Origin of the sequence: Nocardia thailandica NBRC 100428 (genome assembly GCF_000308795.1) — a bacterium.
Classification (GTDB): Bacteria; Actinomycetota; Actinomycetes; order Mycobacteriales; family Mycobacteriaceae; genus Nocardia; species Nocardia thailandica.
The window spans coordinates 167291-191597 of sequence record NZ_BAGK01000127.1 but is presented as its reverse complement, the minus strand read 5'-3'; the positions used below and the strand labels follow the sequence as shown (position 1 = coordinate 191597).

Annotated in this window: 27 protein-coding genes and 2 riboswitches; of the genes, 19 read left to right on the top strand and 8 right to left on the bottom strand. The window is 72.1% G+C overall.

The window, feature by feature from the left end:
• Positions 1 to 111 precede the first annotated feature (111 nt).
• A riboswitch (Fluoride riboswitch) is annotated at positions 112 to 195 on the top strand.
• A 17-nt stretch (positions 196 to 212) separates the two neighbouring features.
• The 4 genes from ON36_RS14340 to ON36_RS14325 all read left to right on the top strand — a co-directional run bounded on the left by ON36_RS14340 (position 213) and on the right by ON36_RS14325 (position 2450).
• Entirely contained in the window at positions 213 to 641 is a 429-nt protein-coding gene (locus tag ON36_RS14340) for a FluC/FEX family fluoride channel (RefSeq protein WP_043652548.1), read from the top strand.
• Entirely contained in the window at positions 638 to 1003 is a 366-nt protein-coding gene (crcB, locus tag ON36_RS14335; protein WP_043652546.1) for a fluoride efflux transporter CrcB, read from the top strand. The genes ON36_RS14340 and crcB overlap by 4 nt, the downstream gene beginning before the upstream one ends.
• Positions 1004 to 1015: 12 nt before the next feature.
• On the top strand, positions 1016 to 1489 hold the full coding sequence (locus ON36_RS14330) for a universal stress protein (protein WP_052313974.1): 474 nt from the start codon (positions 1016 to 1018) through the stop codon (positions 1487 to 1489).
• A gap of 61 nt (positions 1490 to 1550) precedes the next feature.
• A complete protein-coding gene (locus ON36_RS14325; RefSeq protein WP_043652544.1) occupies positions 1551 to 2450 on the top strand; it encodes a helix-turn-helix domain-containing protein in 900 nt (299 codons plus the stop codon).
• 114 nt (positions 2451 to 2564) lie between these two features.
• On the opposite strand, the gene ON36_RS14320 is transcribed toward ON36_RS14325, so the two are convergent.
• The gene (locus tag ON36_RS14320) at positions 2565 to 3755 is read right to left on the bottom strand and encodes a baeRF11 domain-containing protein (protein WP_245558076.1); all 1191 of its coding nucleotides are present in this window, start codon (positions 3753 to 3755) and stop codon (positions 2565 to 2567) included.
• A gap of 401 nt (positions 3756 to 4156) precedes the next feature.
• Between ON36_RS14320 and ON36_RS14315 the strand changes: the two genes are divergently transcribed.
• The 4 genes from ON36_RS14315 to ON36_RS14300 all read left to right on the top strand — a co-directional run bounded on the left by ON36_RS14315 (position 4157) and on the right by ON36_RS14300 (position 8949).
• A complete protein-coding gene (locus ON36_RS14315) occupies positions 4157 to 5356 on the top strand; it encodes an alpha/beta fold hydrolase (RefSeq protein ID WP_043652542.1) in 1200 nt (399 codons plus the stop codon).
• A gap of 72 nt (positions 5357 to 5428) precedes the next feature.
• Positions 5429 to 6802, top strand: a complete 1374-nt coding sequence (locus ON36_RS14310) for an FAD-dependent oxidoreductase (protein WP_043652539.1) — start codon at positions 5429 to 5431, stop codon at positions 6800 to 6802.
• Positions 6799 to 7470, top strand: a complete 672-nt coding sequence (locus ON36_RS14305) for a cyclase family protein (protein ID WP_043652536.1) — start codon at positions 6799 to 6801, stop codon at positions 7468 to 7470. The genes ON36_RS14310 and ON36_RS14305 overlap by 4 nt, the downstream gene beginning before the upstream one ends.
• Positions 7471 to 7533: 63 nt before the next feature.
• A complete protein-coding gene (locus tag ON36_RS14300) occupies positions 7534 to 8949 on the top strand; it encodes an amino acid permease (protein ID WP_043652533.1) in 1416 nt (471 codons plus the stop codon).
• Positions 8950 to 8958: 9 nt separating this feature from the next.
• Here ON36_RS14300 and ON36_RS14295 read toward each other — a convergent pair whose 3' ends face one another.
• The 4 genes from ON36_RS14295 to ON36_RS14280 all read right to left on the bottom strand — a co-directional run bounded on the left by ON36_RS14295 (position 8959) and on the right by ON36_RS14280 (position 11889).
• Entirely contained in the window at positions 8959 to 9273 is a 315-nt protein-coding gene (locus ON36_RS14295; protein ID WP_043652532.1) for a DMT family transporter, read from the bottom strand.
• Between the two features lie 18 nt (positions 9274 to 9291).
• Positions 9292 to 9357: riboswitch (guanidine-III (ykkC-III) riboswitch) on the bottom strand.
• A gap of 61 nt (positions 9358 to 9418) precedes the next feature.
• Positions 9419 to 9754, bottom strand: a complete 336-nt coding sequence (locus ON36_RS14290; RefSeq protein ID WP_043652529.1) for a hypothetical protein — start codon at positions 9752 to 9754, stop codon at positions 9419 to 9421.
• On the bottom strand, positions 9747 to 10049 hold the full coding sequence (locus tag ON36_RS14285) for a hypothetical protein (RefSeq protein ID WP_157224873.1): 303 nt from the start codon (positions 10047 to 10049) through the stop codon (positions 9747 to 9749). The genes ON36_RS14290 and ON36_RS14285 overlap by 8 nt, the downstream gene beginning before the upstream one ends.
• Positions 10050 to 10071: 22 nt before the next feature.
• Positions 10072 to 11889: an ABC transporter ATP-binding protein gene (locus tag ON36_RS14280; protein ID WP_043652524.1), complete on the bottom strand. Its 1818-nt coding sequence runs from the start codon at positions 11887 to 11889 to the stop codon at positions 10072 to 10074.
• A 76-nt stretch (positions 11890 to 11965) separates the two neighbouring features.
• Here ON36_RS14280 and ON36_RS14275 point away from each other — a divergent pair, with 76 nt between their 5' ends.
• The 7 genes from ON36_RS14275 to ON36_RS14245 all read left to right on the top strand — a co-directional run bounded on the left by ON36_RS14275 (position 11966) and on the right by ON36_RS14245 (position 17891).
• Positions 11966 to 12370, top strand: a complete 405-nt coding sequence (locus ON36_RS14275) for a MarR family winged helix-turn-helix transcriptional regulator (protein ID WP_043652521.1) — start codon at positions 11966 to 11968, stop codon at positions 12368 to 12370.
• 688 nt (positions 12371 to 13058) lie between these two features.
• Entirely contained in the window at positions 13059 to 13394 is a 336-nt protein-coding gene (locus ON36_RS14270; RefSeq protein ID WP_043652518.1) for a hypothetical protein, read from the top strand.
• A 162-nt stretch (positions 13395 to 13556) separates the two neighbouring features.
• On the top strand, positions 13557 to 13946 hold the full coding sequence (locus ON36_RS14265) for a hypothetical protein (protein ID WP_043652515.1): 390 nt from the start codon (positions 13557 to 13559) through the stop codon (positions 13944 to 13946).
• Positions 13947 to 14119: 173 nt separating this feature from the next.
• Positions 14120 to 14443 (top strand): hypothetical protein, encoded by a 324-nt coding sequence (locus ON36_RS14260; protein WP_043652513.1) that lies wholly within the window; start codon positions 14120 to 14122, stop codon positions 14441 to 14443.
• Positions 14443 to 15813, top strand: coding sequence for a hypothetical protein (locus ON36_RS14255; RefSeq protein ID WP_043652510.1), 1371 nt, complete (start codon positions 14443 to 14445; stop codon positions 15811 to 15813). The genes ON36_RS14260 and ON36_RS14255 overlap by 1 nt, the downstream gene beginning before the upstream one ends.
• On the top strand, positions 15810 to 16742 hold the full coding sequence (locus ON36_RS32730; RefSeq protein ID WP_052313973.1) for a DUF8176 domain-containing protein: 933 nt from the start codon (positions 15810 to 15812) through the stop codon (positions 16740 to 16742). The genes ON36_RS14255 and ON36_RS32730 overlap by 4 nt, the downstream gene beginning before the upstream one ends.
• Before the next feature lie 99 nt (positions 16743 to 16841).
• Positions 16842 to 17891 carry a glucose 1-dehydrogenase gene (locus ON36_RS14245; protein WP_043652507.1) on the top strand — a complete coding sequence of 350 codons (1050 nt, stop codon included), beginning with the start codon at positions 16842 to 16844 and terminating at the stop codon, positions 17889 to 17891.
• A 21-nt stretch (positions 17892 to 17912) separates the two neighbouring features.
• Here ON36_RS14245 and ON36_RS14240 read toward each other — a convergent pair whose 3' ends face one another.
• Positions 17913 to 18653 (bottom strand): DsbA family oxidoreductase, encoded by a 741-nt coding sequence (locus tag ON36_RS14240; protein ID WP_043652505.1) that lies wholly within the window; start codon positions 18651 to 18653, stop codon positions 17913 to 17915.
• 110 nt (positions 18654 to 18763) lie between these two features.
• Here ON36_RS14240 and ON36_RS14235 point away from each other — a divergent pair, with 110 nt between their 5' ends.
• Both ON36_RS14235 and ON36_RS14230 read left to right on the top strand, forming a co-directional pair.
• Positions 18764 to 19522, top strand: coding sequence for a histidine phosphatase family protein (locus tag ON36_RS14235; RefSeq protein ID WP_245558075.1), 759 nt, complete (start codon positions 18764 to 18766; stop codon positions 19520 to 19522).
• Positions 19523 to 19537: 15 nt separating this feature from the next.
• Complete coding sequence (locus tag ON36_RS14230) at positions 19538 to 21403, top strand: Na+/H+ antiporter (RefSeq protein WP_043652503.1); 1866 nt, start codon at positions 19538 to 19540, stop codon at positions 21401 to 21403.
• Here ON36_RS14230 and ON36_RS14225 read toward each other — a convergent pair.
• Positions 21379 to 21951, bottom strand: a complete 573-nt coding sequence (locus ON36_RS14225) for a TetR/AcrR family transcriptional regulator (protein ID WP_043652502.1) — start codon at positions 21949 to 21951, stop codon at positions 21379 to 21381. The genes ON36_RS14230 and ON36_RS14225 overlap by 25 nt on opposite strands.
• 209 nt (positions 21952 to 22160) lie before the next feature.
• Between ON36_RS14225 and ON36_RS14220 the strand changes: the two genes are divergently transcribed.
• Both ON36_RS14220 and ON36_RS14215 read left to right on the top strand, forming a co-directional pair.
• Complete coding sequence (locus ON36_RS14220; protein WP_043652499.1) at positions 22161 to 22769, top strand: TetR family transcriptional regulator; 609 nt, start codon at positions 22161 to 22163, stop codon at positions 22767 to 22769.
• 23 nt (positions 22770 to 22792) lie between these two features.
• A complete protein-coding gene (locus ON36_RS14215) occupies positions 22793 to 23449 on the top strand; it encodes an enoyl-CoA hydratase-related protein (protein ID WP_043652496.1) in 657 nt (218 codons plus the stop codon).
• Between the two features lie 3 nt (positions 23450 to 23452).
• Here the strand turns inward: ON36_RS14215 and ON36_RS32725 are convergent, their stop codons facing one another.
• Positions 23453 to 24307 carry a DUF4393 domain-containing protein gene (locus tag ON36_RS32725; protein WP_052313972.1) on the bottom strand — a complete coding sequence of 285 codons (855 nt, stop codon included), beginning with the start codon at positions 24305 to 24307 and terminating at the stop codon, positions 23453 to 23455.

Genomic DNA, 24307 nt, shown 5'->3' with positions numbered 1-24307 from the left:
ACCGGTTTGGGGGATCTCACAGGGCGCCCCGCCCCGGTGGTACCCCGGGCCGCCTGCCACGCCGACGCGCTGTGCCCCGGCACAGGACCCGCGCGGGGCGGGTGCGGTAGGGTGTGGCGCGGCGATGGATCTCCGCCGGGACGGTCACACGGGCCGTCCGAACCGCCCAGCAGGGCTGATGGTTCCTTCCCCCGAACGGAAGGAGTCTGTCCATGACCGGTCCACTGCACACCCGCCCCGCCGCCCTGGCCGCGGTCGCGCTCGGCGGCCTGCTCGGCACCTTCGCCCGCTACGAACTCGGGGTGCTCTTCCCGCAGACGAGCGGGCACTTCCCGCTGACGACCTTCGCGGTCAACATGATCGGCGCCTTCGCCCTCGGCCTGCTGCTGGAAGCGCTGGCCCGCTCCGGGCCCGACACCGGACACCGGCGGCGGCTGCGATTGTTCGCCGGCACCGGCGTCCTCGGGTCGTTCACCACCTACAGCAGCCTGGCCGTGGAGACCGACCTGCTGCTCGACGGCGGGCATCCCACACTCGCGCTCGGCTATGCCGCGGGCACCCTGGCCGTCGGGCTCGCGGCCACGATCGCCGGGATCGCGGCGGGCACGCGGGTCCGCGCCGGGAACGGGCAACGGGCATGACCGCGCTGCTGGTGTCGGTCGCGGGCAGCCTGGGCGCGCTGGCCCGGTTCGTGGTCGACGGGGCGATCCGCACCCGCCGGGCCACCGAATTCCCCTGGGCCACGGTCGTGATCAACGTGACCGGTTCGCTCCTGCTCGGCTTCCTGACCGGGCTCGTCCTGTACCAGGGCGCGCCGCACAGCCTCCAGGTCGTGGCCGGGATCGGATTCTGCGGCGGCTACACCACCTTCAGCACCGCCAGCGCGGAGACGGTGCGCCTGATCCAGCGCGGCCGCTATCGGGCCGCCGCCGTCAACGCCCTCGGCACCCTTGCCCTGACCCTCGCCGCCGCGGGCGCGGGTCTGGCCCTGGCGACGCTGTAGAGGAGAGCCGCGATGAGCCTGTCCCGCACCGACGGACCGCCCGGACCCACCCCGGCCACGACCCACCTGGTCGTCGGCTACGACGAACACCGCGGCCGCGCCGCGCTCACCCACGCCATCGCCCTGGCCGCCCGCCTCGACGCCCACCTCCACGTCGTGCACGTCGTCGACACCTACGACACCCCCGTCGACCCCGACACCGACGACTGGGAACAGCGCACCAGCGCTCGCGCCGAGGCCGAACGCGCCCACGCCTGCGCCGAACTGGCCGCCCTGCCCGGCAACTGGAGCTTCTACACCGCCCACGGCGACCCCGCCCGCATCCTGGCCGCGATCGCCGACGACCACGACGCGGCGATGATCGTCATCGGCGCGCCGCGCCCCGGGCTCGCGGCGCTGGTCGAGCGCCTCGTCGGCGCCTCGGTGTCCACGCGGCTCGTCCACCACGGGCACAGGCCCGTGCTCGTGGTCCCCGGCACCGACTGACGACCCGAGGCCTTTCCTCGTAGCATGTGCGTCGGAACGCCGACCGACGTGGGGAGGTGTCGTGGCCGCCCGCGACGAGACGAGCCCGGAGCCGTCACCGCCCACCCAGCGGGTGGTGTCGGTGCTCGAATTCCTCGCCGCGGCGGACGCTCCACGCACCGCCGCGCAGATCGCGGACGGGCTGCGCCTGAGCCGCTCCACCGTCGGGGCGATCCTGTCGGCCCTGCGGGAACGCCACTGGGTCTCGCGCGGCGACGACCTGACCTACCTCATCGGCCCGGGGCTCGCGCGCCTCGCCGAACGACACCGCCGCGACCCCGACCCGGTCGGCGACGCCCTGACGCGGCTGGCCCGCGGCGCCGGTTGCGGTGTCGCGCTCATCCGCGTCGCCGGGGACGAGGTCCGCTTCGAGGCCGTCGACGACTCCGCCGGCCCGGTACCCGCCGGCATCCGCGCCGGGACCCGGCTGCCGCTCATCGCCCCCGCCGCCGCCACGATCGTGGCCGCCGCCGCCGACGACGTGCGCCACCGGTGGCTGGCCGGGGCACCCGACCCCGCGCGCTACGCCGAACTGCTGGGCGACATCGCGCTCAGCGGGGCGGCGGTGTGGGGCATCGACGCGGCCGGCCTCACCCTGCTCGACGTGCTGGCCGAGGTCGTCGAGCACCTCGACCACGACCGCGCCGGGGGAAGACTGCGCGCACGGGTACAGCAGCTGCTGGCCGGAATCGGCGGCGAGCCCTACCGCGCCGCCGACCTCGACCTCGACCGGCCCCTGCCCGTCAGCTACCTGTCGACCCCGGTGCGCGGTCCCGGCAACACCGTGGTCGCCGAACTGCTCCTCGGACCGCTGCGCGCCGCGGTCACCAAACCCGAACGCGACCGCTACCTCGGCACCGTGCGCGCGACCGCCCGCGAGATCGGCGCCCACCTGCCCGCCGGCGATGCTGCCGGGTCCTGACCCCCGTGAACCACCGGTCCTCACGGTCGCGGCGCGTGATCGAACAGCGTCGGCCGGTGCGCGGTGTGCGGCGGCGCCGGTCCGAGTGAACACCGTGCCCGCCCGACCCGGCAGCTACATCGGGTAGCGCAGGATCGCGGCCACCGGGCCGCCGCCGGGCACCTCCGCGCCGCGGACCGCGAGCACCCGCCCGTCGGTGAGCAGCACCCGCCGCGCGATCTCGTCCAGGACGTCGGGGCCCTCGTCGCCGGTGCCGAAGGTAACCGCGCCGTCGTCGTCGGCGAGCGTGCCCGGCAGCGAGACGTCGATGTCGACGAACACGGTGTCGACGATGCCGAAGGTCGCGGCCCGGGCCACATCGGCGACATCGGTCAGCGCCCGCCCCTCCGCGCCGCGTTTGCCGAACAGGTCACTCAGCTCGGCCAGCTGGGCGGCGTAGTGACGATCCAGCAGAGGCCGGGTGTGGGCGGCGAGTTCCTCGGGGCTCAGATGCTCGGGGTTGCCCGGCAGGCTCTCGTCGAGCAGATCGGGGTAGCTGTTGACCGACCGGAACAGCGCGTCGGTCGGTTCGGCCGCCGCCAGCACCAGCGGGGTGTCACGGCCGGTCAGCAACGGTCGCAGCTCCTGATCGACCGCGCGCGCGTACTGGCGCACCCGCATCTTGCGTCCCTCGTAGCCCTGGACGCGGCCCTTGGGCGCGCGGTCACCGAGGGAGGACTTACCCGCGTGATCGGCGGCGCTGGTCGGCAGATCCGCAGGGGTGATGTCGACCGCGGGACCGTCGGCGGCGACCTCGACCAGCCGGGCCGCGCCCTCCGACAGCGCCAGCACGTAGGCGGTCTGCGGGAAGGTGACCGTGCGCAGCAGCGGGGTGAGCAGGAACCGGTCGGCCACGGTCGTCGAGGCAGGCAACCGGTTGGGCAGCCGGTAGATCCGGGCCCGCGCCGGGGTGGCCAGCACCACCAGGGTGCGCGACTGATACCGCCAGAACTCGGGGTCGTCGAGCAGATCGTCGAACTCCTCCGACAGCGCGGCACGAGCCTCGCCGTCACCCACCCGCTCGAGCGCGTCGCGGACCTGATTGCCGAAGGCGACGCGGTGCGCGTCGGGTTCGGCGGGGTCGGCGCCGGTGGGGGTGTAGATCGACACGCACCAGGGCGCGGTGGTCGATGCGAGCGCGGTGATCTCACGACGGGTCGGGATATCGGTGTGCAGCACGGTCACCTCCGGGATCGGGACGACAGGGGACGAGGGGCTCTCGCCGGGCCGCGGGTCGGCGCACACCGAGGCGACGCGACCGTCCACACGACGTCGCAGGACATCCGGATCATCGGGGCTCCTCGCTCGGGTGAGGCCGGTTCGAGCCGTTCGCCCGACGAGTATGTCCACCGGGCCACCGTGTTCCGCGAGCCCCGGGCCGAGTCGTTACCAAGCGGTTGCCCGGCACCACGACGCGTCCGCGTGACCATCCGCGCATTGACCCACCGACCGGGCGGCGCCGATCATGGGGGACGGGCCGAGGCGGCAACCCCGTCCAGGCGCCGGACCCCTCCCGGTGGTGCCGGAGCCGTACCGGTGTCGACCTCGCACCCGTCAGACACCGGAACCGGCGCTCCCACGCCGGCCTTCGCCCAGGAGCCGCCGTGCCCACCGAACATCTCCCGTCCCCGGTCACCGCCCCCCGTCCGCGTCGGCCGTGACCCGCGATGAGCGAGGACACCATCGACCTCGGCGAGGTCGTCCTGCGGGCGACGATCACCGGCACGGGACCGACCGTGCTGCTGCTGCACGCCGGCGGCGAGAACCGATCGGTCTGGGCCCCGGTCGCCGCCGCACTCACCGGATCGGGGCTGCGCACGGTCGCCGTCGACCTGCGCGGCCACGGCGAGAGCACCGGCCGCGCGACAACCCTGCGCCCGGTCGCCGCCGACGTGCGCGCGCTGGTGCGCCGCGAACACGGACCGATCGTCGTGGTCGGCGCCTTCCTGGGCGGGCTCGCCGCGCTCGCCGCCCTCACCGACGCCGACGTCGCCCGCCGCGTCGCCGGCCTGGTACTGGTGGACGTCGTCCCCGACCCCGACCCCGCACGGGTCCGCGCCTGGCTCGCCGGTCACGGGCTCACCCACCGCCACGCCGACCTCGTCGACGACATCCTCGCCGCAGGCACCGACCTGTCGGCACCCCTCCCCGCGGACCTGCCCGTCGTGCTCGTCCGCGCCGGACGCTCACCGCTCGGCGACCCCGAGGTGCGCCGATTCCGGGACACGCATCCGCGCGTCACCGTCACCGCCGTACCCGGGGCCGGACATCTCGTCGCCCGCGACGCCCCGGCCGAGCTGGCCCGCATCATCGCCGACCACGCCACCGTGCGCCTGGCCGCCGCACCCGCCGTGCGCGCCGCCACCGCCCTGCAGCACTCCCTCGGCGCCGACCGGATCGACCATCCCGGCGGAACACTGGCCGCACATCTGCACCGCGTGCACGCCCTCACCGTCGAGTGGGACGCCGCGCCCCGCACCCGCCTCGCCGCGCTCTGCCACGCGACCTACGGCACCGACGGATTCGCGCACCCGCTGCTGCCCCTCACCCAACGGCCCCGCCTGCGCGCGGTCATCGGGGAGGACGCCGAAGAACTCGTCTACCGCTACGGCGCCTGCGACCGCGACCGCACCTACCCCGGCCTCGGCGCACCCGAACCGCTCCTCACCGACCGATTCACCGGCGCCACCACCGCGCTGCGCGGCCCGGACCCGCACGACTTCGCCGTACTGACCATCGCCAACGAACTCGACGTCCTGCGCCACGCGAGCCTGCCCGACCCGACCAGGGCGGGGATCGCCCGCCTGTTCGCGGCCCTGGCGCCCTACGCCCCCGACGAAGCCGCCGCCGCCCTCGCCGCCACCTGAGGAACACCACCGGGCGGGGCGACACCCGGCCCGCCGCCCCGCCCGGACACCGTGCTTCCGTACCGTGAACACATGGTCGAACGGATGGTGGTCATCGGGGCGGACGCAACCGGGATGTCGGCGGCCTCGCAGGCCCGGCGGATGCGCGGACCCGACGACCTCGAGATCGTGGTCTTCGAGAAGGGCCACCACACTTCGTATTCGGCGTGCGGCATTCCCTATTGGGTCAGCGGCGACGTCGCCGACCGGGACGACCTCATCGCCCGCACACCCGCCGAACACCGCGCCCGCGGCATCGACCTGCGCACCCGCACCGAGATCGTCGAACTCGACATCCCCGGCCGCCGCGTCCTCGCCCTCGACCACACCACCGCCACCCGCGCCTGGTGGCACTACGACAAACTCGTCCTCGCCACCGGCGCCACCCCCATCCGCCCGCCCCTGCCCGGCATCGACCTGCCCGGAGTGCACGGGGTGCAGACCCTCGACGACGGCCAAGCCCTCATCGACACCCTCGAGGCGGCGCACGGCCGCGACGCCGTCGTCGTCGGCGCAGGCTACATCGGCGTCGAAATGGCCGAAGCGCTGATCCGGCGCGGATACCGCGTCACCGTGCTCACCCGCGGCGAACAACCCATGTCCACCCTCGACCCCGACATGGGCGCCCTCGTCGCCGACGCCATGCGCGGCCTCGGCATCCGCGTCGAATGCGGCGCCGAGGTCACCGCCGTGCTCGCCGGCGACGGCGGCCGCGTCCGCGCCGTCACCACCCCCGACGCCGAATACCCCGCCGACGTCGTCGTCCTCGGTATCGGCGTCACCCCCGCCACCGGCCTCGCCCGCCAGGCCGGGCTGCCCCTCGGCGAACACGGCGGCCTGCTCACCGACCTCGCCCAGCGCGTCCACGGCCACGACGACATCTGGGCAGGCGGCGACTGCGTCGAAGTCCTCGACCTGGTCTCCGGCGACCGCCGCCACATCGCCCTCGGCACCCACGCCAACAAACACGGCCAGATCATCGGCACCGGCGTCGGCGGCGGCTACGCCACCTTCCCCGGCGTCGTCGGCACCGCCGTCAGCAAGGTCTGCGACCTCGAGGTCGCGCGCACCGGGCTGGGGGAGCGGCAGGCCCGCGAGGCCGGACTGCAGTTCCACGCCGTCACCATCGAATCCACCGGCCGCGCCGGATACTTCCCCGGCGCCCAGCCGATGACGGTCAAGATGCTCGCCGAACGGCGCACCGGCCGGCTGCTCGGCGTGCAGATCGTCGGCCGCGACGGCGCCGCCAAACGCATCGACGTCGCCGCGGTCGCCCTCACCACCCGCATGACCGTCGAGCAGATGACCGCCCTCGACCTCGGCTACGCACCCCCGTTCTCCCCGGTCTGGGACCCCATCCTCGTCGCCGCGCGCCGCGCCACCCGCGCCGTGGCGCAGCAGCCGTGACCACCACCGGGCGGGTGCGCCTGGTCGACCTCACCCAGCCCGTCCACACCGGCATGCCCGTCTTCCCCGGTGACCCGCCCGTCCTGCTCGAACCCGCCCTGCGGGTCGCCACCGACGGCGTCAACGTCCTGCGCCTGCACCTGGGCTCCCAATCCGGCACCCACGTCGACGCCCCCGCCCACCTCGACGACGCCCTACCCGCCCTCGACGCGCTACCCCTGGACCGCTTCACCGGGCCCGCCACGATCGTCGACGCCCGCGCCGTGGCGGCCCGCGCCGCCCTCACCCCCGACCTGTTCGACGGCCACCGCCTCACACCCGGCACCGTCGTCCTGATCGCCACCGGCTGGTCCGCCCACTGGGGCACCGACGACTACCACACCCACCCGCACCTCGACCCCGCCGCCGCCCGCGCCCTCCTCGACGCCGGCATCCGCACCGTCGGTATCGACGCCCCCAGCGTCGACCCCTCCGACAGCACCGACCTGCCCGCCCACCGGATCCTGTGCGGCGCGCACGCGGTCATCGCCGAGAACCTCACCGGCCTAGACACCCTGCTCGCCGCCCAGGCCGCGGGAGGGCCGATCGAGGTGTCGCTGTTCCCGCTGCACCTGCGCGGCGCCGACGGCGCGCCGATCCGGGCCGTGGCACGGGTGGGACCGGAGTGAACGCGAATTCCGCCGCCCCCGCGGGTTGAGCGGGCGGCGCGGGCTCGCGTAGCGTCCGGGCTCATGACCGACAGCAGGACCGAGGCGACCGACGTGGCGCCGCTCGCGACGGCGGGCGAGGAAGAAGGCTACGAGCGGGGCCTCAACCCACGCACCATCCAGATGATCGCCATCGGCGGCGCGATCGGCACCGGCCTGTTCTACGGCGCGGGCGGCGCCATCGAACAGGCCGGACCCGCCCTCATCCTGTGCTACCTCGCCGCGGGCCTGGCCATCTTCGTCATCATGCGCGCCCTCGGCGAACTGCTCACCTACCGCCCCGTCTCCGGCAGCTTCGCCGAATACGCCAACGAATTCCTCGGCCGCTTCGCCGGATTCGCCACCGGCTGGACCTATTGGGCGGTCTGGGTCGCCACCTGCATGGCCGAGATCACCGTCGCGGGCAAATACGTCAAATACTGGTTCGCCGTCCCCGAATGGCTCACCGCGCTGGTCGTCCTCGGCGTGCTCTTCGCCGCCAACCTCATCTCCGTGCGCCTGTTCGGTGAGGGCGAATTCTGGTTCTCCGCCATCAAGGTCACCGCCATCGTGGCCATGATCGTCATCGGCATCGGCGTCCTCACCTTCGGCTTCGGCCACACCGAACACTCCACGGTCACCAACCTGTGGGCCGACGGGGGAGTGTTCCCCCACGGCTTCGGCCAGGCCATGCTCGCCCTGCAGATCGTCGTCTTCGCCTACGTCGGCGTCGAACTGGTCGGCGTCACCGCGGGCGAAGCCGCCGACCCGCGCCGCACCCTGCGCAAAGCCATCAACACCCTGCCCCTGCGCATCGGCCTGTTCTACATCGGCGCCCTGATCATCATCATGTCGGTGGTCAGCTGGAAGGAATTCCACAGCGGCCGCAGCCCGTTCGTCGAGGTCTTCTCCCAGATCGGCATCCCCGGCGCCGCGGGCCTGATCAACTTCGTCCTGCTCACCGCTGCGCTGTCGTCCTGCAACTCCGGCATCTACTCCACCGGACGCATGCTGCGCAGCCTGTCCCTGCGCGACGAGGCCCCCGCCGCGCTGGCCGGCCTGAACCGGCGCCAGGTGCCCTACGCGGGCATCGTCGTCTCCGCCGCGATGATGGTCATCGGCGTGGTCGTCAACGTCGTCTCCCCGGACAAGGCGTTCAACTACATCACCTCCGTCTCCACCATGGGCATCATCTTCGTGTGGGGCGTCATCCTGGTCTGCCACTTCGCCTACCGCGCGAAGGTCCGCCGCGGCGAACTCCCCGCCAGCGACTACCGCCTGCCCGGCGCACCCGTCACCAGCGTCCTGGCCCTGGCCCTGCTCGGCCTGGTCGTCGTCCTGCTGTTCTTCACCGACAGCGGCCGCACCGCCCTGATCGTCGGCGCCGTCTGGGCGGCACTGGTCTGCGGCGGCTACGTCCTGCAGAACCGGCTGGCGCGCCGCACCGCACCGGCCGCCTGACCCCGACACTCAGTGCGCGAGTTTCAGCCCGATCACCCCGCCTACGATCGCGAGAATGCAGACGGCCTTCACCACCGACGCCTGCTCCGCGCCGGTCGCCATCGCGTACACGACGGTCAGCGTGGCACCGATGCCCACCCACACCGCGTACGAGGTGCCGACCGGCAACTCGCGCATCGCGTACGCCAGCCCGCCCATGCTGGCGCCGAGCGCGATCAGGAACAGGAGAGTGGCGGGCCATCTGGTGAAACCCTCGGACCTGCCGAGCGCGGTCGCCCAGACCGCCTCCAGCACGCCGGACAGCATCAGCACGATCCAGGCCATGGGTGTGAACCTCCTCGGTTCACACCGTCTTGTCGCTGGCCGGGTACGGTGCGCCTCGTCCGGGTGCCGGATGGTCGGCACCTCCGATGCTACCCACGTGGGGGCCGCCCGGACGCCGCGGTGAGCAGTGACACCAGCACCGAGGTCAGGATGCCCGGCGCTGCTCGTCGTTCTCGTGCTGGGCGATCACCGACAGCAGCTCGCGCACCCAGGCCGGCCGCTGTTCGCCGGTGCCCGCCTCGGCCACGTCGCGCTCGATGAGCGAGCGGATATAGGCGGATTGGGACATTCCCAGGTTCGCGGCCCGGCGCTTACACGCCTGGTCGAGATCGCGGGTCAGCTTCACCGAGCGGGGGATGAGGACGGGCTCGGCGTTCGGGCCCGTCTCGATCGGTGGCGTGACCGGCGCGTCGGTGAATTCGAGACGGCCGGTCATCGCCGCCACCTCGGCGGGGCTCATGTTCACGAACGGATCACTCATGGCGGGTCGCCTCCCACTTCTCGAAATCCACGACCTGGTCGGCGGTCAGGTACGTGGCGTTGTACACCTCGATGTCGCGACCGAGACGCCGGGCGAAGACCGACAGCGGGGTACCGTCCTCGGTCCGGCCCCAGATCACCACGGAGGTGAGCCCGGTCGCCGGATCGACCGCGGTCCGCAACCACACCTGCCGGACGCCCCGCATCCAGGCGTCGACCAGATCGAAGACATCGTCCTGGTCGACTCCGGTCTGCACCAGCATCTGCACAAGAGCCCAGTACCACCTGACCGACACACCTGCAAGACTACTCCAGAGACTACGCCGCGGTCACCAGGTCGCCGTGCAACCGCGCGTACCGGCCACCCTCGGCCAGCAGCGTCTCGTGATCGCCGAGTTCCACGACCCGGCCGTGATCCAGCACGGCGATCTGATCCGCATCGCGGACGGTGCTCAGCCGGTGCGCGATGGTGATGACCGTCCGGCCCCGGGCGACCACGTCGATCGCGGCCTGCACCGCGCGCTCGGTCTCGGTGTCCAGCGCGCTCGTCGCCTCGTCCAGCACCAGCACGCGCGGATCGCGCAGCAGCGTGCGCGCCAGGGCGATGCGCTGCTTCTCCCCACCGGAGAACCGGTGACCACGCGACCCGACCACCGTGTCGTAGCCCAGCGGCAGGGACACGATCAGGTCGTGGATCTGCGCGGCCCGGGCCGCGCGCTCGATCTCGGCGTCGGTGGCCTCCGGCGCCGCGTAGCGCAGGTTCTCCCGGATGGTGGTGTGCAGCAGGTAGGACTCCTGCGACACCACCCCGACGATCCGCGCCAGGATGCCCAGTTCCAGATCACGCACGTCGACGCCGTCGATGGTCACCCGGCCGGCGGTCGCGTCGTGCAGCCGCGCGACCAGCGAGGCCAGGGTGGTCTTGCCCGAACCGGTCTCGCCGACCAGGGCCAGTGTCGACCCCGGCGGGACCGTCAGCGAGACGTCGGCGAGCACGTCCGGGCCGTCGCTGTCGTAGCGGAAACAGACGTCGTCGAAGCGGACAAGGCCGACCACGTCGCGCGGATCGAGGTCGACCGGCGCCGCGGGCTCGTCGATCTGCACGGGCAGGTCGAGGTAGCCGAAGATCCGGCTGAACAGCGCCATCGAACTCGTCACCTCGACGCCGACGTTGAGCAGCGCGGTCAGCGGGCGGAAGAGCCCGGCCTGCAGCGTGGTGAACGCGACCAGGGTGCCGATCGTCATGCCCCGGCCCGTGGCGGGCAGCCCGGCCGCGAGATACAGGACGGCCGGGATCGCGGCGAAGGTGATGTTCATGGTGGCCATGCGCCAGCGGCCCGCGAGCTGGGAGCGCACCTCGAGGCCGACCAGGTCGCGCGAGGTCCGCTCGAAGCGGGCCGAGGTCAGGGGACCGGTACCCAGCGTCTTGCCGAGGTGCACGCCGCTGACCGAGAGGCCCTCCTCGACCTGGCCGTGCAGGTCGGCCAGGTGACGCTGACGCTGGGCGGTGATGTCGCGGCGCAGCAGCGCCACCCGCCGGGTGAGCCAGATCGCCGGGGGGAGTACCAGCAGGGACAGCAGCGACAGCCGCCACGACAGCACCGCCATCGCGACGGCGGTGCCGACCACGGTCGTGGCGTTGGCGGCGATGGAGGTCGCGGTGCCGGTCACCACCGACTGCATGCCGCCGACGTCGTTGATCAGCCGCGACTGGACCTCGCCGCCGCGGGTGCGGGTGAAGAAGTCCAGCGATTGGCGTTGCAGATGCCGGAACACGTCGGTGCGCAGCGCGTGCATGACCTGCTGGCCGACCGTGGTGGAGATGAGGGTCTGCCCGACGCCGAGCACCGCGGTGAGCACGGTGACCGCGAGCATGCCGCCCACCGCCCACAGCAGGAGTGCGACGTCGTGGTGGGGCAGGGCCTCGTCGATCACCAGGCGGAGCAGGAAGGGGGAGGCCAGGGTGATCGTGGACGCCGCCACGATCAGGACGACGAGCAGGACGAGTCGGCGCCGGTAGGGCGCGAAGAGCGCGGCGACGCGGCGCGGGGATACGGGGGACTCGCGCAACTGGGCGCGGTCGGCGGGGTCTCGGCGGCGGGTACGGCCGCCACGATAGGTCTCACGTTCGGTCATGCAACCCCCTCGGGATGTGCGTTATGCTGAGGCTACCTCACTATCTGGTTGGGTAAACACATCGAGAGGCGGATCTATGCCCGACAACGAGAGCGACCTCCTCATGCAGGTGGCCAGGACGCTCCGACGGCGCTGGGCGGCCGCGTACGCACCGATGGGACTGACCCCGCACCAGGCCCGCGCCCTGCGCGTCGCCGGCGAGCACGACGGACTGCGCCTGTCCGCCATCGCCGAGGCCCTGCGCATCAGCCCGCGCTCGGCCACCGAGGTGGTCGACGCGCTCGAGGACGGGGGACTGGTGACCCGCGCACCCGACCCGACGGACCGCCGCGCGATCCTGGTGACGGTGACCCCGCGCGGGGAACGCACGCTGAGCGACCTGACCGAAGCCAGGACCAAGGACGCCGAGGACTACTTCGGGCGCCTCACCGACGCGGAGCGGGACGCGTTGCGCGACATCCTCACCAAGCTCGCGTCCTGACGGATTCGTCTGCGGCCCACGAACCGTGCGCACCTCACAGGGGAAGGCCCCATCTCCATTACTTGACATAATGTGCATTATCGGCGTTGAGGCGGAAGGGGTTCCTGCGTGGGTTTCGGCGTTTTCGTCCGCACGCGTCGTCGTCTCCGGCGGGCGTTCGCCCCGCGACCCGCCCGCCTCCGCCGAATCCCTCGGCGGCCGGTTTCCCGCGCGAATACCCGATGCGTCGCGACACGCGTTTCACGATTCCGTGGCACGAAGCCCGCCGGATCGCCGGCCCGGCAATTCATGACATTTCGCGATCGCCGGAAATCCGCCCGCCGGACCCTCTTTCGCCACGGCCGCCCGGATCTCGGAACCGGTTGCCTACTCCCCCTCCACTTCCCCACACCCATAGAAACGTCACAGTGACGAATCGACCTGGATAAATCGACCGCCGGGAATTCGCCGAATCGCACCCGGGTGGCGCGGTTTCCGCGCGATGTGACCGCCGAATACCGGGCCGGGTGCCGAAACGTCGGGAAACGGTCGGCCGGCGGCCGTTCGGCAGACCTGCCGGGTCGCGCTCACGACGGCGTCGACGGCTTCCCGGAAACAATCCGGAGAAATGCGGATGTGAACGCACGATCCGGTAGCGCAACGGCGATTCGTCACGGTGACATACGGTCGTCCGGTTTACCGTGACGGCATGAACGACATCGATATCGAACTGCCGACCGTCACATCCGCGCAGGACACGGGCCTGGTGCTGGATATCGACGGGGTCCGTCTGCGCAATCCGCTGGCGCTCGCCGGCGAGGATTCGTATGCGTGCGTGTGTGACAGCAGCGGCCGGTCGTATCGTTTGCCCGCCGAACTCGAGGCGTGGGCGACGGAAATCCTCGACGCGCACTACGCCTTGATCGCGGCCGGTTTGCCCGCGGTTTTCCCGTGCCGCGTGGAATTCGGGATACGCGACGCGGCGGTGTTCGCGAAAGTGCTGGATTCGGATTGGTATCCGGGATTGCAGGCGCCGGTCCCCTAGCCTCCCGCGAAGTCTCGGGACCCGGTGTGGCGGGGTGCCGCGCGAGCTGTACTCTCTCGGCTCGGGCGGGGGCACCACCATTCCGCAGCTGTTCCGAGCAGGAGGATGTCGGCGACGATGCCACGAGCCGTTGTTTCACGCTGTGTCGCATTCGGTTTCGCAATGTTTTTCCCGGTGTGCGGGGTCGCGGGGGTGGCGGTCGCGCTTCCCGCGCCGCCGGGTTCGGGGTGTGGGCAGTACGCGCTTCCGCAGCGCGCGGCCGAGGGGCGGATCGACGCCCTGCTGGTGGATCACGACGGTGGCGTAGGAGTCGCGGATACGCCGGTGACGTTGACGGGGGTGGACGTCTGCGGCGATCCGGTGCGGCGCCGGGTGGTGACCGGGCCGGACGGAACCGCGAGTTTCCGTGGCCTGCTCTCGGGCCGGTACCGGATGACGGCGTGCATGGCGGGGCCCGACGATTCGGCGGCGGTGGCCGCGGCGGTCACCGATCTGGACCTGGCGCAGGCGGAGTCGGCCAGCGTCACCGTGCACCGGACCGCGTGCACGTGACGGAACGAGCCGCCGGGCGGGGATGATTCCATCCGGAATTCCGTGGTGGCACACCATCTCTGCCCGGGACTCACCCGTAAGTCATCGACCACAAGTACGCTTTTCTTCACTGGGGACCCCGTCACCGGCGCCGGCGGGCCCGACGTAACCGTGGACTGAGGGGGATTCGCCCGATGAGTGAATGGTCTTTCGAAGCCGACGCGATCGCCGCGTACCGTGCGGCCGCGGGACAGGTGACCGAGCTGCTGGGGACGGCGGCCACCGATGTCACGGCCGCGGCGCAGGCGGATCTGTCGGGACTCGGGGTCCTCGGCCGCGAGTTCGCGCAGACGTGGGCGCGCGTGGTCGGCGATCACGCCACGACGCTGACCACGGCCGGTGAGCTGGTCGCGGCCTACAGCAAGGTCCTGGGTGATTACGGCACCGAGATCACCGGGATCGACGCCGATGTCGCCGCCGCGCTGGCCGCGATCGAGCCGATGGACGAGGTGGCCTGATGCGCGCGAACACCACGGTGGTGACCACCGCGACCGCGCCGTCCATGCAGGAGCGGTTCGCGCCGATGATCGATCGGCTGGCGGTGCCGCTCGAGCAGGTCAGGGCGTCGCTGGGGACCGGGCAGGGCGGGCCGGACGCGGAGCTGCTCGCGGCGCTGTCCTCGGCCGACACCTCGGTGGCGGCGACGGAGAATCCGCAGCGTTCGGGTCTGTACGAGCTGGAGTCGACGGGGACGGCGGCGGTGGCGACGCCGTCGCTGCGGGTCACCAACACCGAGGTGGCGGCGGCCGCGGACAAGGGCAAGCAGTTCACGGGCTTGCTGACCGCGGCGCACACCACGCAGTCGACGGCGGCGGCGAAGGTGGATCAGATCATCGTCGACTTCCGCAAGGAGGCGAATCAGCTGGCGTCCAAGGCGACCACGAGCGCGGACACGGCCAAGATCATCGATCTGGCGGCGGACGCGATCCGCGAGGCGGTGTCGGTGGCCTCGACGGCGTCGACGGAGATGGACGATCACACGCGCAAGCTCTCGGCGCTGGGTGACAACGGTGGCACCAACGGCACGGGGGTGACGGTGCCGAGCGGGTTCCAGGGCGGGACCGGCACGCTGTCGACCAACGGTACGTACGGCACGAATTCGAATGTGCTGACCAGCGGCACGACGAATCTGGGCACCGGCGGCACGTCGACGGGCACCGGGTCGTCGCTGAGCAGCCTGCTGAGTTCGACCGAGCTGCCCGACGATCCGAATCTGCGCGCGCAGGTGCTGTTGCAGTACGCGGCGCTCGAGGCGGGGGTGTCGCTGGGCGAGAAGGCGCTCGACGCGGGGGTGTCGATCGGGTCGTCGCTGATCGAGTCGATCGCGGGGGTCATCGAGCACGGGTTCGACAAGGGTGCCGAGGTGGCGACGAGCGCGATCGACACCGTGGCCGACAAGGCGGATTCGACGGTGCAGCAGGCGCTGACCGGCGAGTCGGGGACCACGGGCACCGGCACCGGCACGTCGGGGACGAGCTCCCCCGCTGGTGCGGGGACGTCGGGTAGCCGCAGCGATCTGTTCGCGGGCCTGGGGAACGGGACCTCGGGGGGCAGCGGTGGCGCGGCGGCGAAGCCGGAGGCGCCCGCCTCCGGCGGGGAGGGCACCTCGCGGGCGGAGCCGAAGGTCACCCAGGCGCCGGCGACGGGACAGACGACGACCCCCTCCCCCGCCCCGTCGCAGGCGCCGTTCCAGCAGGCGCCGATGCAGGGTGGGGTGGTGACTCCCCCGGTGAACAAGCCGACCGAGTCCGAGCACAAGCCGTCGGTGCCCTCGACCGATCCCAAGCGTGGACAGGCCGGGGTGATCCCGGACGGGGACGGTTCGTGAGCGAGGACAATCCGTTCGATCTCGATCTGCCCGCCTATGTGACGCCCGAGGAGGAGCAGCCGCGGGGCGGGCGCAGGCGGCGGCGCAGGCCGGAGCGGGATCCGGCGATCGGCGAGGACCCGGAGTACTGGACCCCGTTGGAGCCGGAGGACCTGCCGCCGCCGGACGCGCCGGGTGCCCCGGGTTTCCACGGGGACTGGGACGCGTGGGCGCGGGATCTGCGGGCGCGGCAGGCCGCGCGGGAGTTCGAGGCGGTCGCCGACGAGGATCGGCCGGTGTTGCCGCCGCTGAAGGATTTCGGTGGCGGTGGGCCGGTGGTGCGTGGCCGGCGGGCGCGCCGGGATTTCGACGACGGCCGGGTCGATCAGCGGCGTTTCGGTGGCGCGGCGATGGTGGGCGTGGTGGGGGCGTGTGTGGCGGTCGCGGTGGTGGTGTTGGCGGTGAACGTGTTCGTGCTGGGTGGGGATCCGGCGCCCGCTCCCGCGGCCGCGGCGTCGTCGACCCCGCGGATGGTGCCCGCCACGCCGACGTCGAAGGCGCCGCGGCCGGGGTATGCGACGGCGGACTGTGACACGGTGCGGACGCCGTCGCTGACCGTGGGCGCGCTGGACGGGGACACCAGCAGCGCCCAGAACACGATTCTGGGGTTCGAGTTCGCCTATTACGTGCGCCGGGATGCGAGCAAGGCGCGCAGTTACGCGACCGAGGACGCGCGGATCGGGTCGGAGTCGGCGATCGCGGCGGGGATCCAGGACACGCCGCCGGGGACGCGGTACTGCGTGTACATCACGCCGTTGTCGCCGGGGGTGTGGAATGTGAGCCTGCATCAGCAGTTCCCGGACGAGCCGGTGGAGAAGATCGCGCAGCGGATCACCACGCGGGAGGTGGCGCCGGGGTCGTTCCGGATCGTGGATGTGGCCAAGGCCTGACGCGGTGCGGTGCGGCCGGATGCGGCCGGGGGTGGAGTAGCTTCGCAGGAGCTGGGTCGCAAGGTTCGTGAAGCAGCCTCCGGGCGAAAGGGGTTTCCCGTGCGCGCGTTGACAGTTGTTCCGATGCAGGCCGGTTCGGTGGCGGTGACCGAGGTGCCGGATCCGGTGCCCGCGGCGGACGAGCTGCTGGTCGAGGGTGTCTCCCTGGGGATCTGTGGGACGGATCGGGAGATCGCCGGTGGGCTCTACGGGTGGGCGCCGCCGGGGCGGGAGCGGTTGGTGCTCGGGCACGAGTCGCTGGGCCGGGTGAAGGCGGCGCCGTCCGGGAGTGGTTTCGCCGAGGGTGATCTGGTGGTGGGGATCGTGCGGCGGCCGGATCCGGTGCCGTGTGGGGCGTGTGCGCGCGGCGAGTGGGACATGTGCCGCAACGGCCGCTATGTGGAGCGCGGGATCAAGGAGGTCGACGGGTTCGGGTCCTCGTCGTGGGTGGTGAAGCAGGATTTCGCGGTGAAGCTGGATCCGTCGCTGGGCCGGGTGGGTGTGTTGATGGAGCCGACGACGGTGGTGGCCAAGGCGTGGGATCAGATCGAGCGGATCAATCGGCGGGCGTGGTTCGATCCGAAGACGCTGCTGGTGACCGGGGCGGGGCCGATCGGTCTGCTGGCGGCGCTGCTGGGCGCGCAGCGCGGGATGGACGTGCATGTGCTGGATCGGGCGACCGACGGGCCGAAGCCGGGTCTGGTGGCGGATCTGGGGGCGAGTTATCACACCGGCGGGGCGGCGGAGCTGGCCGAGCGGATCGCGCCGGATGTGGTGATCGAGGCGACGGGGGCGACGGCGGTGGTGGCGCAGCTGATGGAGGTGAACAACCCGGGGGTGTTGATCTGTCTGACGGGGGTGTCCTCACCGGGGAAGGACACCGGGGTCGACATCGGTGAGCTGAACCGGAACCTGGTGCTGGACAACGGGTTGGTGTTCGGGTCGGTGAACGCCAATCTGGGGCATTATCAGCTGGCGGCGCAGGCGCTGGCGGCGGCGGACGAGAGCTGGCTGTCGCGGTTGATCACCCGGCGGTTGCCGTTGGAGCGGGCGCTCGAGGCGTTCGAGCCGGGTGACCACGGCGATATCAAGGTCGTCGTCGATCTGTAGGGCGGGTGGGCGCCGCGGTGGTCAGTGGGCCGCCGCGGCGTCGCTGTCGGTGGGGGTGGGCAGCGCGCAGCCGTCGGGGCCGCAGGTGTCGGCGTCGGCGAGCAGGACCGGGCCGCGGTTCTCGTCGTGTGCCATGGTCAGGGCACGGGTGAAGACCTCGGTGGGTTGGGCGCCGGAGACGGCGTATTTGCCGCCGAAGAGGAAGAACGGGACGCCGGTGACGCCGATCTCGGCGGCGGCGCGTTCGTCGGCGCGGACGGCGTCGGCGTAGGCGTCGGGGTCGGCCAGGACGGCGCGGACGCGGTCTTCGGGCAGGCCGGCGGAGATCGCGACGGCGGCGAGGCGTTCGGGGTCGCCGAAGGCGGGTTCGGGTTCGGCGAAGTTGGCGGCGTAGAGGGCGTCGAGGAGTTGTTCCTGGATGCCGAGTTCGAGGGCCAGGTGCAGCAGCCGGTGCATGTCGAAGCTGTTGCCGTAGTCGCGGCCGGTGACCTGGTAGGGCAGGCCGAGTTCGGCGGCCTGGGCGCCGAGGCCGCGTTCGTGGGCGGCGATCTGGGCTTCGCTGGTGCCGTATTTGGCGGCGATGCGCGGGATGACGGGGCCGGTGGTGTCGGCGGGCAGGCCGGGGTCGAGTTCGAAGGAGCGGTGCACGACGCGGATGTCGTCACGGTCGGCGAAGTCGGCGAGGGCGCGGTCGAAGCGGCCCTTGCCGAGGTAGCAGAACGGGCAGTTGATGTCGGTCCAGATCTCGACGGTGGTCGGCACGGGTCTCCTCGGTCACAATGGCAGGGTCATCGCGGGGTGTTCGATGGCCGGTGTGTGAAACGCCGGCGGGTCGATCGGTATTCCGCGGGTGTGAGCGTGAGGGGGCCGAGGTGCCGGACGAGGTGGTCCACGACCGGGGGTGGGTGCAGGTGCCGGAGGGGTTGTCGGTGCCGTGGCATCTGGGTGGGTTGTGGGCGGTGCGGCACGGGCAGAGCGTGGCCAATGTCTGGTACGCCGATCCGGCGACGAATCTGCGACCGATGCGCGGTACCGACGCGTCGGCGGAGCTGAGCGAGCTGGGGCATCGGCAGGCGCGGGCGCTGGGTGAGTGGCTGGCCGGGCTGGGCAGTGTGCAGCGCCCGGATCTGGTGGTGTGCTCGCCGTATCTGCGGACGCGGTTGACGTGGGCGATCATGGCGCAGGCCGCAGCGCGGCGGATCCGGCATCCGCGCCCGATCCGCACGCTGGTCGACGAGCGGTTGCGGGATCGGGAGATGGGGGTGTTCGAGATGCATCCGCATCGGGCGATCCGGCGGCGTGCCCCGGAGGAGGCGGCGCGGCGTGAGCAGGTCGGCAACTGGGCGTATCGGCCGCCGGGGGGTGAGTCGCTGGCCGACGTGGCGGTGCGGGTGCGGGGTTTCCTGACCGAGCTGGACGCGGTGGCGCCGGGTGAGCAGGTGCTGCTGGTGACCCATGACGCGGTGGTGCTCGCGGTGCGGTATGTGCTCGAGGGGTTGGGCGCGGTGGTGCCCGACACGCTGGAGCCGGTGCCGACGGCGTCGGTGTCGCAGTGGCGCCGTGACGGGCGGCGGTTGCGGTTGCGGGTGTGGGGTGAGACCGGGCATCTCGGCGAGGCGGGGAGCGGGTGATCCGCTGATGGGACAATGCCGGTCGTGGAGATAGCGATCGGTCTGGTTGTCCTGGTGGCGGCGGCGACGGCGCTGGCGGCGCTGGCGCGCCGGTTCGGGGTGTCCGAGCCCGCGGTGCTGACGCTGGCGGGGGTGGCGGCCTCGTATGTGTCGGTGGTGCCGCAGGTGCATCTGGAGGCCGAGGTGGTGTTGCTGGGGTTGTTGCCGCCGCTGCTCTACACCGCGGCGTTGCGGACCTCGCTGGTGGATTTCCGGGCGAATCTGGGCACCATCGTGTGGTTGTCGGTGGGCCTGGTGTTGTTCTCGACGCTGGCGGTGGCGCTGGTGGTGTGGTGGTTGCTGCCGGTGCCGTTCGCGGCGGCGGTGGCGTTGGGGGCGGTGGTGGCTCCCCCGGACGCGGTGGCGGCGACGGCGGTGGCGCGGCGGATCGGGATGCCGCGGCGGATCGTGACGGTGCTCGAGGACGAGTCGTTGTTCAACGACGCGACGGCGCTGGTGGCGTTGCGGTCGGCGATCGCGGCGTCGGCGGGTGCGGTGACGGTGTGGGAGGTCGGTGGGGATTTCGTGTTGGCGGCCGGTGGTGGGGCGCTGGTCGGCGCGGCGGTGGCGGGGGTGCTGGTGTTGCTGCGGCGGCGGATCACCGATCCGGTGCTGGACACCTCGGTGTCGCTGCTGGCGCCGTTCGTGGCGTATCTGCCCGCCGAGGAGATCCACGCGTCGGGGGTGATCGCGGTGGTGACGTGCGGGATGATCCTGGGTCACGGCGCGCATCGCTGGCAGGGGGCGGCGTCGCGGATCGCCGAGCGCACGAATTGGCGCACGATCTCGTTCCTGCTCGAGTCGACGGTGTTCCTGGTGATCGGGTTGCAGGTGCGCTGGATCGTGGAGGGCGCCTGGCATTCGGGTCTGGATCACACGCTGTTGCTGGCGACGGCGGCGGCGGTGCTGGTGACGGTGGTGCTGGCGCGGCCGGTGTGGGTGTTCGCGGGGGCGGGTCTGCTGCGGGTGTTGCGGCGGGAGGCGGCGCCGCTGTCGTATCCGGCGATCGTGTCGTGGGCGGGGATGCGGGGTGTGGTGACGTTGGCGGCGGTGTTGCTGCTGCCGGAGTCGACGCCGCAGCTGCCGGTGCTGGAGTTGCTCGCGCTGGTGGTGGTGGGCGGCACGCTGCTGTTGCAGGGGTCTTCGCTGCCGTGGCTGGTGCGCAGGCTGGGGGTGCGCGGGCCGAGTCGTGGGGAGGACGCGCTGGCGAAGGCGGATCTGTTGCAGCGGGCGTCGTCGGCGGGGCTGGCCGAGCTCGAGCGTGGCATCGGGCCGCATACGCCGCCCGCGGTGGTCGAGTCGTTGCGGCAGCGGCTGGTGTGGCGGACGAACGCGGCGTGGGAGCGGTTGGGCAGGCCGGAGAACGAGGTGGCGACGCCGACGGCGGAGTATCGGCGGTTGCGGCTGGCGATGCTGGCGGCGGAGCGGTCGGCGGTGCTGGCGGTGCGGGACGCGGGCGGGGCGGACTACGAGGTGTTGCAGCATGTGCTGGCGCGGCTGGATCTCGAGGAGTCGATGATCGATCGGTTCGACGACGACGACACGGCCGATCCGGCGCAGACGTTGAGTGGGCGGGGCGCGGCGGAGGTGTGTGAGCATCTGGCGGCGGCGCCGTTGCTGCCGGGGGTGCCCGGTGACGCGGTGTGCGCGGCGTGTGTGGCGCAGGGGCTGACGTGGGTGCATCTGCGGATGTGCCTGGGTTGTGGGCACATCGGATGCTGTGAGTCCTCGGTGGGCAATCACGCGACGGCGCATTTCCACGACAGCGGGCATCCGGTGATGCGCAGTGTGGAGCCCGGGGAGTTGTGGCGGTGGTGCTATGTGGACGAGCTGCTGGACTGAGCGGGGTCGCGGTAGGAGTCGAGCAGGCGGGCGAATTGGGCCAGCAGCTGGCGCAGTTCGGTCTCGGTGCCCGCGGCGGCCATCTGCTGATAGCCGATGAGCACGGCCATGCCGAGGTCGGTGACGGTGCCCGCGGCGGTCTGGTCGCGGACGACGCCGCCGATGACGCGGCGCAGGGTGCGCCTGCGGGAGTCGTCGACGCGGGTGAGGGTGGCGCCGACGGTGGGGTCGTTGGCGGCCCAGGCGCGCAGCGCGGCCTCGGCGCCGTGCGGTAGGGCGCGGGCGAGTTCGGACAGGGCGCGCACGTCGTGTTCGGGGTCGGCGGTGCCGACGTCGAGGGCGCGCAGCTGGATCATCTGGCGGTTCTCCCAGTCGTCGAGGAGCGCGTCGACGAAGCCCTGCCAGCTGCCGAAGTGGTGGTAGAAGGAGCCGCTGGTGACGCCGAGGCGGCGGCACAGCATCCCGATGTTGAGTCCTCTGAAGCCGAATTCGGCGACGACCGTCAGCGCGGTGTCGAAGTACTGCTCCTTGGTGACGACTCGGGACATCGCAGGCCGTTCTGTGTGGGGCGGGCGGGGCGGATGCGAACAGTACCGCATGGCAGCGAAGACCTTTGCCACCGTAACGAAATCTACGGTAGGTCGGCCGTCCGACAGGTGCCCGCGAATCCTCAAGCGGCGGAAGGAAATCGGACAGCACCCGGCGGCGCCGCCCGCACCCCCTTATTTCAGAGCGGACGCTCTGTTACGATCGGCGCATGCCACGCCCCCGCACCCACGACCCCGAAGCGGCCCTGGACGCGGCCGAGGAACTCGCCGTCACTGCGGGCCCGGCCGCGGTCACCGTGCGCGCCGTCGCCGCGGCCACCGGCATGTCCAACGGGGCGCTCTACCACAGCTTCGGCTCGCGCCCGGAACTGCTGGCCCGCACCTGGTTACGGGCCGCGCACCGCTTCCTCGCCGCCCAGGCCGAGCCCCTGGACCGCGCCGTGGCCGCCGCCGACCGCGCCACCGCCTTCGAGGCCGTCGTCGACGCCGCCGAGACCCCCGCGCGCTTCGCGGGCACCCACCCCGCCTCCGCGCGGCTGCTGCTGGTCCTCGACCGCCGGATCCTGCTCGACGGCGAGCTGAGCGAGTCCACCGCCGCCGAGATCGCCGGCACCGAGAAGGCGTTGGTGGACGCCATGATCCGGGTCGCGCGCGCCCTGTGGGGGCGCGGGGACCGGCGCGGGGTCGCCACCATCACCACCTGCCTGGTCGATCTGCCCACCGCGCTGCTGCTGCGCCGCGACCGGCTCACCGATCCCCTGGCCCGCCGTCATCTGCGCGCCGCCGTGCGCGCGGTCCTCGAATCCGGCCCCCGATAGCCACGCCGAAAGGAAACCGACCCATGCCCACCCTCTCCTTCCACGACAAGATCGCCGTGCTCGACCTCGGCGACACCGAGAACCGCTTCTCCCCCGAGTTCCTCGCCGAGGTGCACGCCCACCTCGACGCCGCCGTCGAGCAGCAGGCGCACGGCCTGATCACCCGCGCGGGCGGCAAGTTCTTCTCCAACGGCCTCGACCTGGACTGGCTCTCGGCCAACGGCGACCGCGCCGGCTGGTACGTCGAGCAGGTGCATGCCCTGTTCGGGCGCGTGCTGACCCTGCCCATGCCCACCGCGGCCGCCATCGGCGGGCACGCCTTCGGCGCGGGCGCCATGCTCGCCATCGCCCACGACTACCGGGTGATGCGCGCCGACCGTGGGTTCTTCTGCTTCCCCGAGGCCGACATCCGGATCCCGTTCACCAACGGCATGGCCGCGCTCATCCAGTCCAAGGTGCCCCCGCGCACCGCGGTGCTGGCGATGACCACCGGTAAGCGGTTCGGCGGGACCGAGGCGGCCGCGGCCGACCTCGTCGACGCGGCGGTCGCCGAGGACGCGGTGTTCGACGCCGCGGTGGCGGCGGTGGCCCCCGCGGGCGGCAAGGACCAGCCCACCATCACCGCGATCAAGTCGGTCATGTTCGACGCGGTGCTGAGCGCGCTGCGCGGGCCCGCCTGAGCCTCACGGCAACCGGGGCCCCTTGCCCAGGTAGACATCGCCGCGGTCGTCGGTGGCCCAGCCGCCGCCGGTGTAGTCGTCGAAGGTGAAACAGGCGTCGCAGAACTGCCGCCCGAACGCGGTGAGGCTGATCGAGTGGTAGACGCTGATCGCGCGCATCTTCACCGACTTGTAGGCGGCCTGGGCCGCCGGTTGCGCCTCGAGGAAGGCGTAGCGGCGGAAGTCGGCGACCGGTTCGTCGGAGAACCGGATCAACCCGAGCCGGGCCAGGTTCACCAGGTAGTGGTGATCGCGGTCGGGCAGCGCGCACCCGGCCATGGCCGCGATCAAGTTGATGCCCTCGGCCAGCAGCTGCGAGCCGATGCCGAACGGGGCGCGGGTACGGATGTCGATGGCGGGCTGCTCCCCCGCCACCGCCAGGAACCGCAGGATCCGCGCCTCGTCGGGAGTCAGGTCGCGCAGGATGGCCACGAACGCCGGATGCAGTTCCCTGGGCTGCTGGGCGGTGTCCCAGCCCTCGGTGATCATCGCCTCGCCCAGCGACTTCAGGTCCGCGGCGCCGATGCTGAGGTCCGCGGGCAGCATCAGCCCGGCCGCCGAGGGCGCGATCCCCAGCGCCGACAGGGCCGCCCGGCGCACCGCGTCGACGCGCTCGTCGAGGATCTGGGACACCGGCTCGCCCGCGCGCAGGTCCTCGGCGAGGTCGAGGGCGGTGTGCAGGGCGCCGCGGGTCAGCGCGGAGGTGATGTGGCGGACCGAGAGGCCGGCCAGGCGGGCGATGCCGATCAGGTCGGTCGGCGAGAGGTCGTGGTGCGGCTCGGGTTCGGGCCGGGCGGGCAGCTTGTCGTCGTCGTTCAC

Excerpts from the sequence above, each read along its gene's own strand:
- ON36_RS14275 (WP_043652521.1), top strand. The coding sequence starts at position 11,966 with ATGCCCGACAACGAGAGCGACCTCCTCATGCAGGTGGCCAGGACGCTC.
- ON36_RS14310 (WP_043652539.1), top strand. The coding sequence starts at position 5,429 with ATGGTCGAACGGATGGTGGTCATCGGGGCGGACGCAACCGGGATGTCG.
- ON36_RS14230 (WP_043652503.1), top strand. The coding sequence starts at position 19,538 with ATGCCGGTCGTGGAGATAGCGATCGGTCTGGTTGTCCTGGTGGCGGCG.
- ON36_RS14280 (WP_043652524.1), bottom strand. The coding sequence starts at position 11,889 with ATGACCGAACGTGAGACCTATCGTGGCGGCCGTACCCGCCGCCGAGAC.
- ON36_RS14255 (WP_043652510.1), top strand. The coding sequence starts at position 14,443 with ATGCGCGCGAACACCACGGTGGTGACCACCGCGACCGCGCCGTCCATG.
- crcB (WP_043652546.1), top strand. The coding sequence starts at position 638 with ATGACCGCGCTGCTGGTGTCGGTCGCGGGCAGCCTGGGCGCGCTGGCC.
- ON36_RS14290 (WP_043652529.1), bottom strand. The coding sequence starts at position 9,754 with ATGAGTGATCCGTTCGTGAACATGAGCCCCGCCGAGGTGGCGGCGATG.
- ON36_RS14340 (WP_043652548.1), top strand. The coding sequence starts at position 213 with ATGACCGGTCCACTGCACACCCGCCCCGCCGCCCTGGCCGCGGTCGCG.
- ON36_RS14295 (WP_043652532.1), bottom strand. The coding sequence starts at position 9,273 with ATGGCCTGGATCGTGCTGATGCTGTCCGGCGTGCTGGAGGCGGTCTGG.
- ON36_RS14270 (WP_043652518.1), top strand. The coding sequence starts at position 13,059 with ATGAACGACATCGATATCGAACTGCCGACCGTCACATCCGCGCAGGAC.
- ON36_RS14260 (WP_043652513.1), top strand. The coding sequence starts at position 14,120 with ATGAGTGAATGGTCTTTCGAAGCCGACGCGATCGCCGCGTACCGTGCG.
- ON36_RS14215 (WP_043652496.1), top strand. The coding sequence starts at position 22,793 with ATGCCCACCCTCTCCTTCCACGACAAGATCGCCGTGCTCGACCTCGGC.
- ON36_RS14265 (WP_043652515.1), top strand. The coding sequence starts at position 13,557 with ATGTTTTTCCCGGTGTGCGGGGTCGCGGGGGTGGCGGTCGCGCTTCCC.
- ON36_RS14220 (WP_043652499.1), top strand. The coding sequence starts at position 22,161 with ATGCCACGCCCCCGCACCCACGACCCCGAAGCGGCCCTGGACGCGGCC.
- ON36_RS14315 (WP_043652542.1), top strand. The coding sequence starts at position 4,157 with ATGAGCGAGGACACCATCGACCTCGGCGAGGTCGTCCTGCGGGCGACG.
- ON36_RS14300 (WP_043652533.1), top strand. The coding sequence starts at position 7,534 with ATGACCGACAGCAGGACCGAGGCGACCGACGTGGCGCCGCTCGCGACG.
- ON36_RS14330 (WP_052313974.1), top strand. The coding sequence starts at position 1,016 with ATGAGCCTGTCCCGCACCGACGGACCGCCCGGACCCACCCCGGCCACG.
- ON36_RS14225 (WP_043652502.1), bottom strand. The coding sequence starts at position 21,951 with ATGTCCCGAGTCGTCACCAAGGAGCAGTACTTCGACACCGCGCTGACG.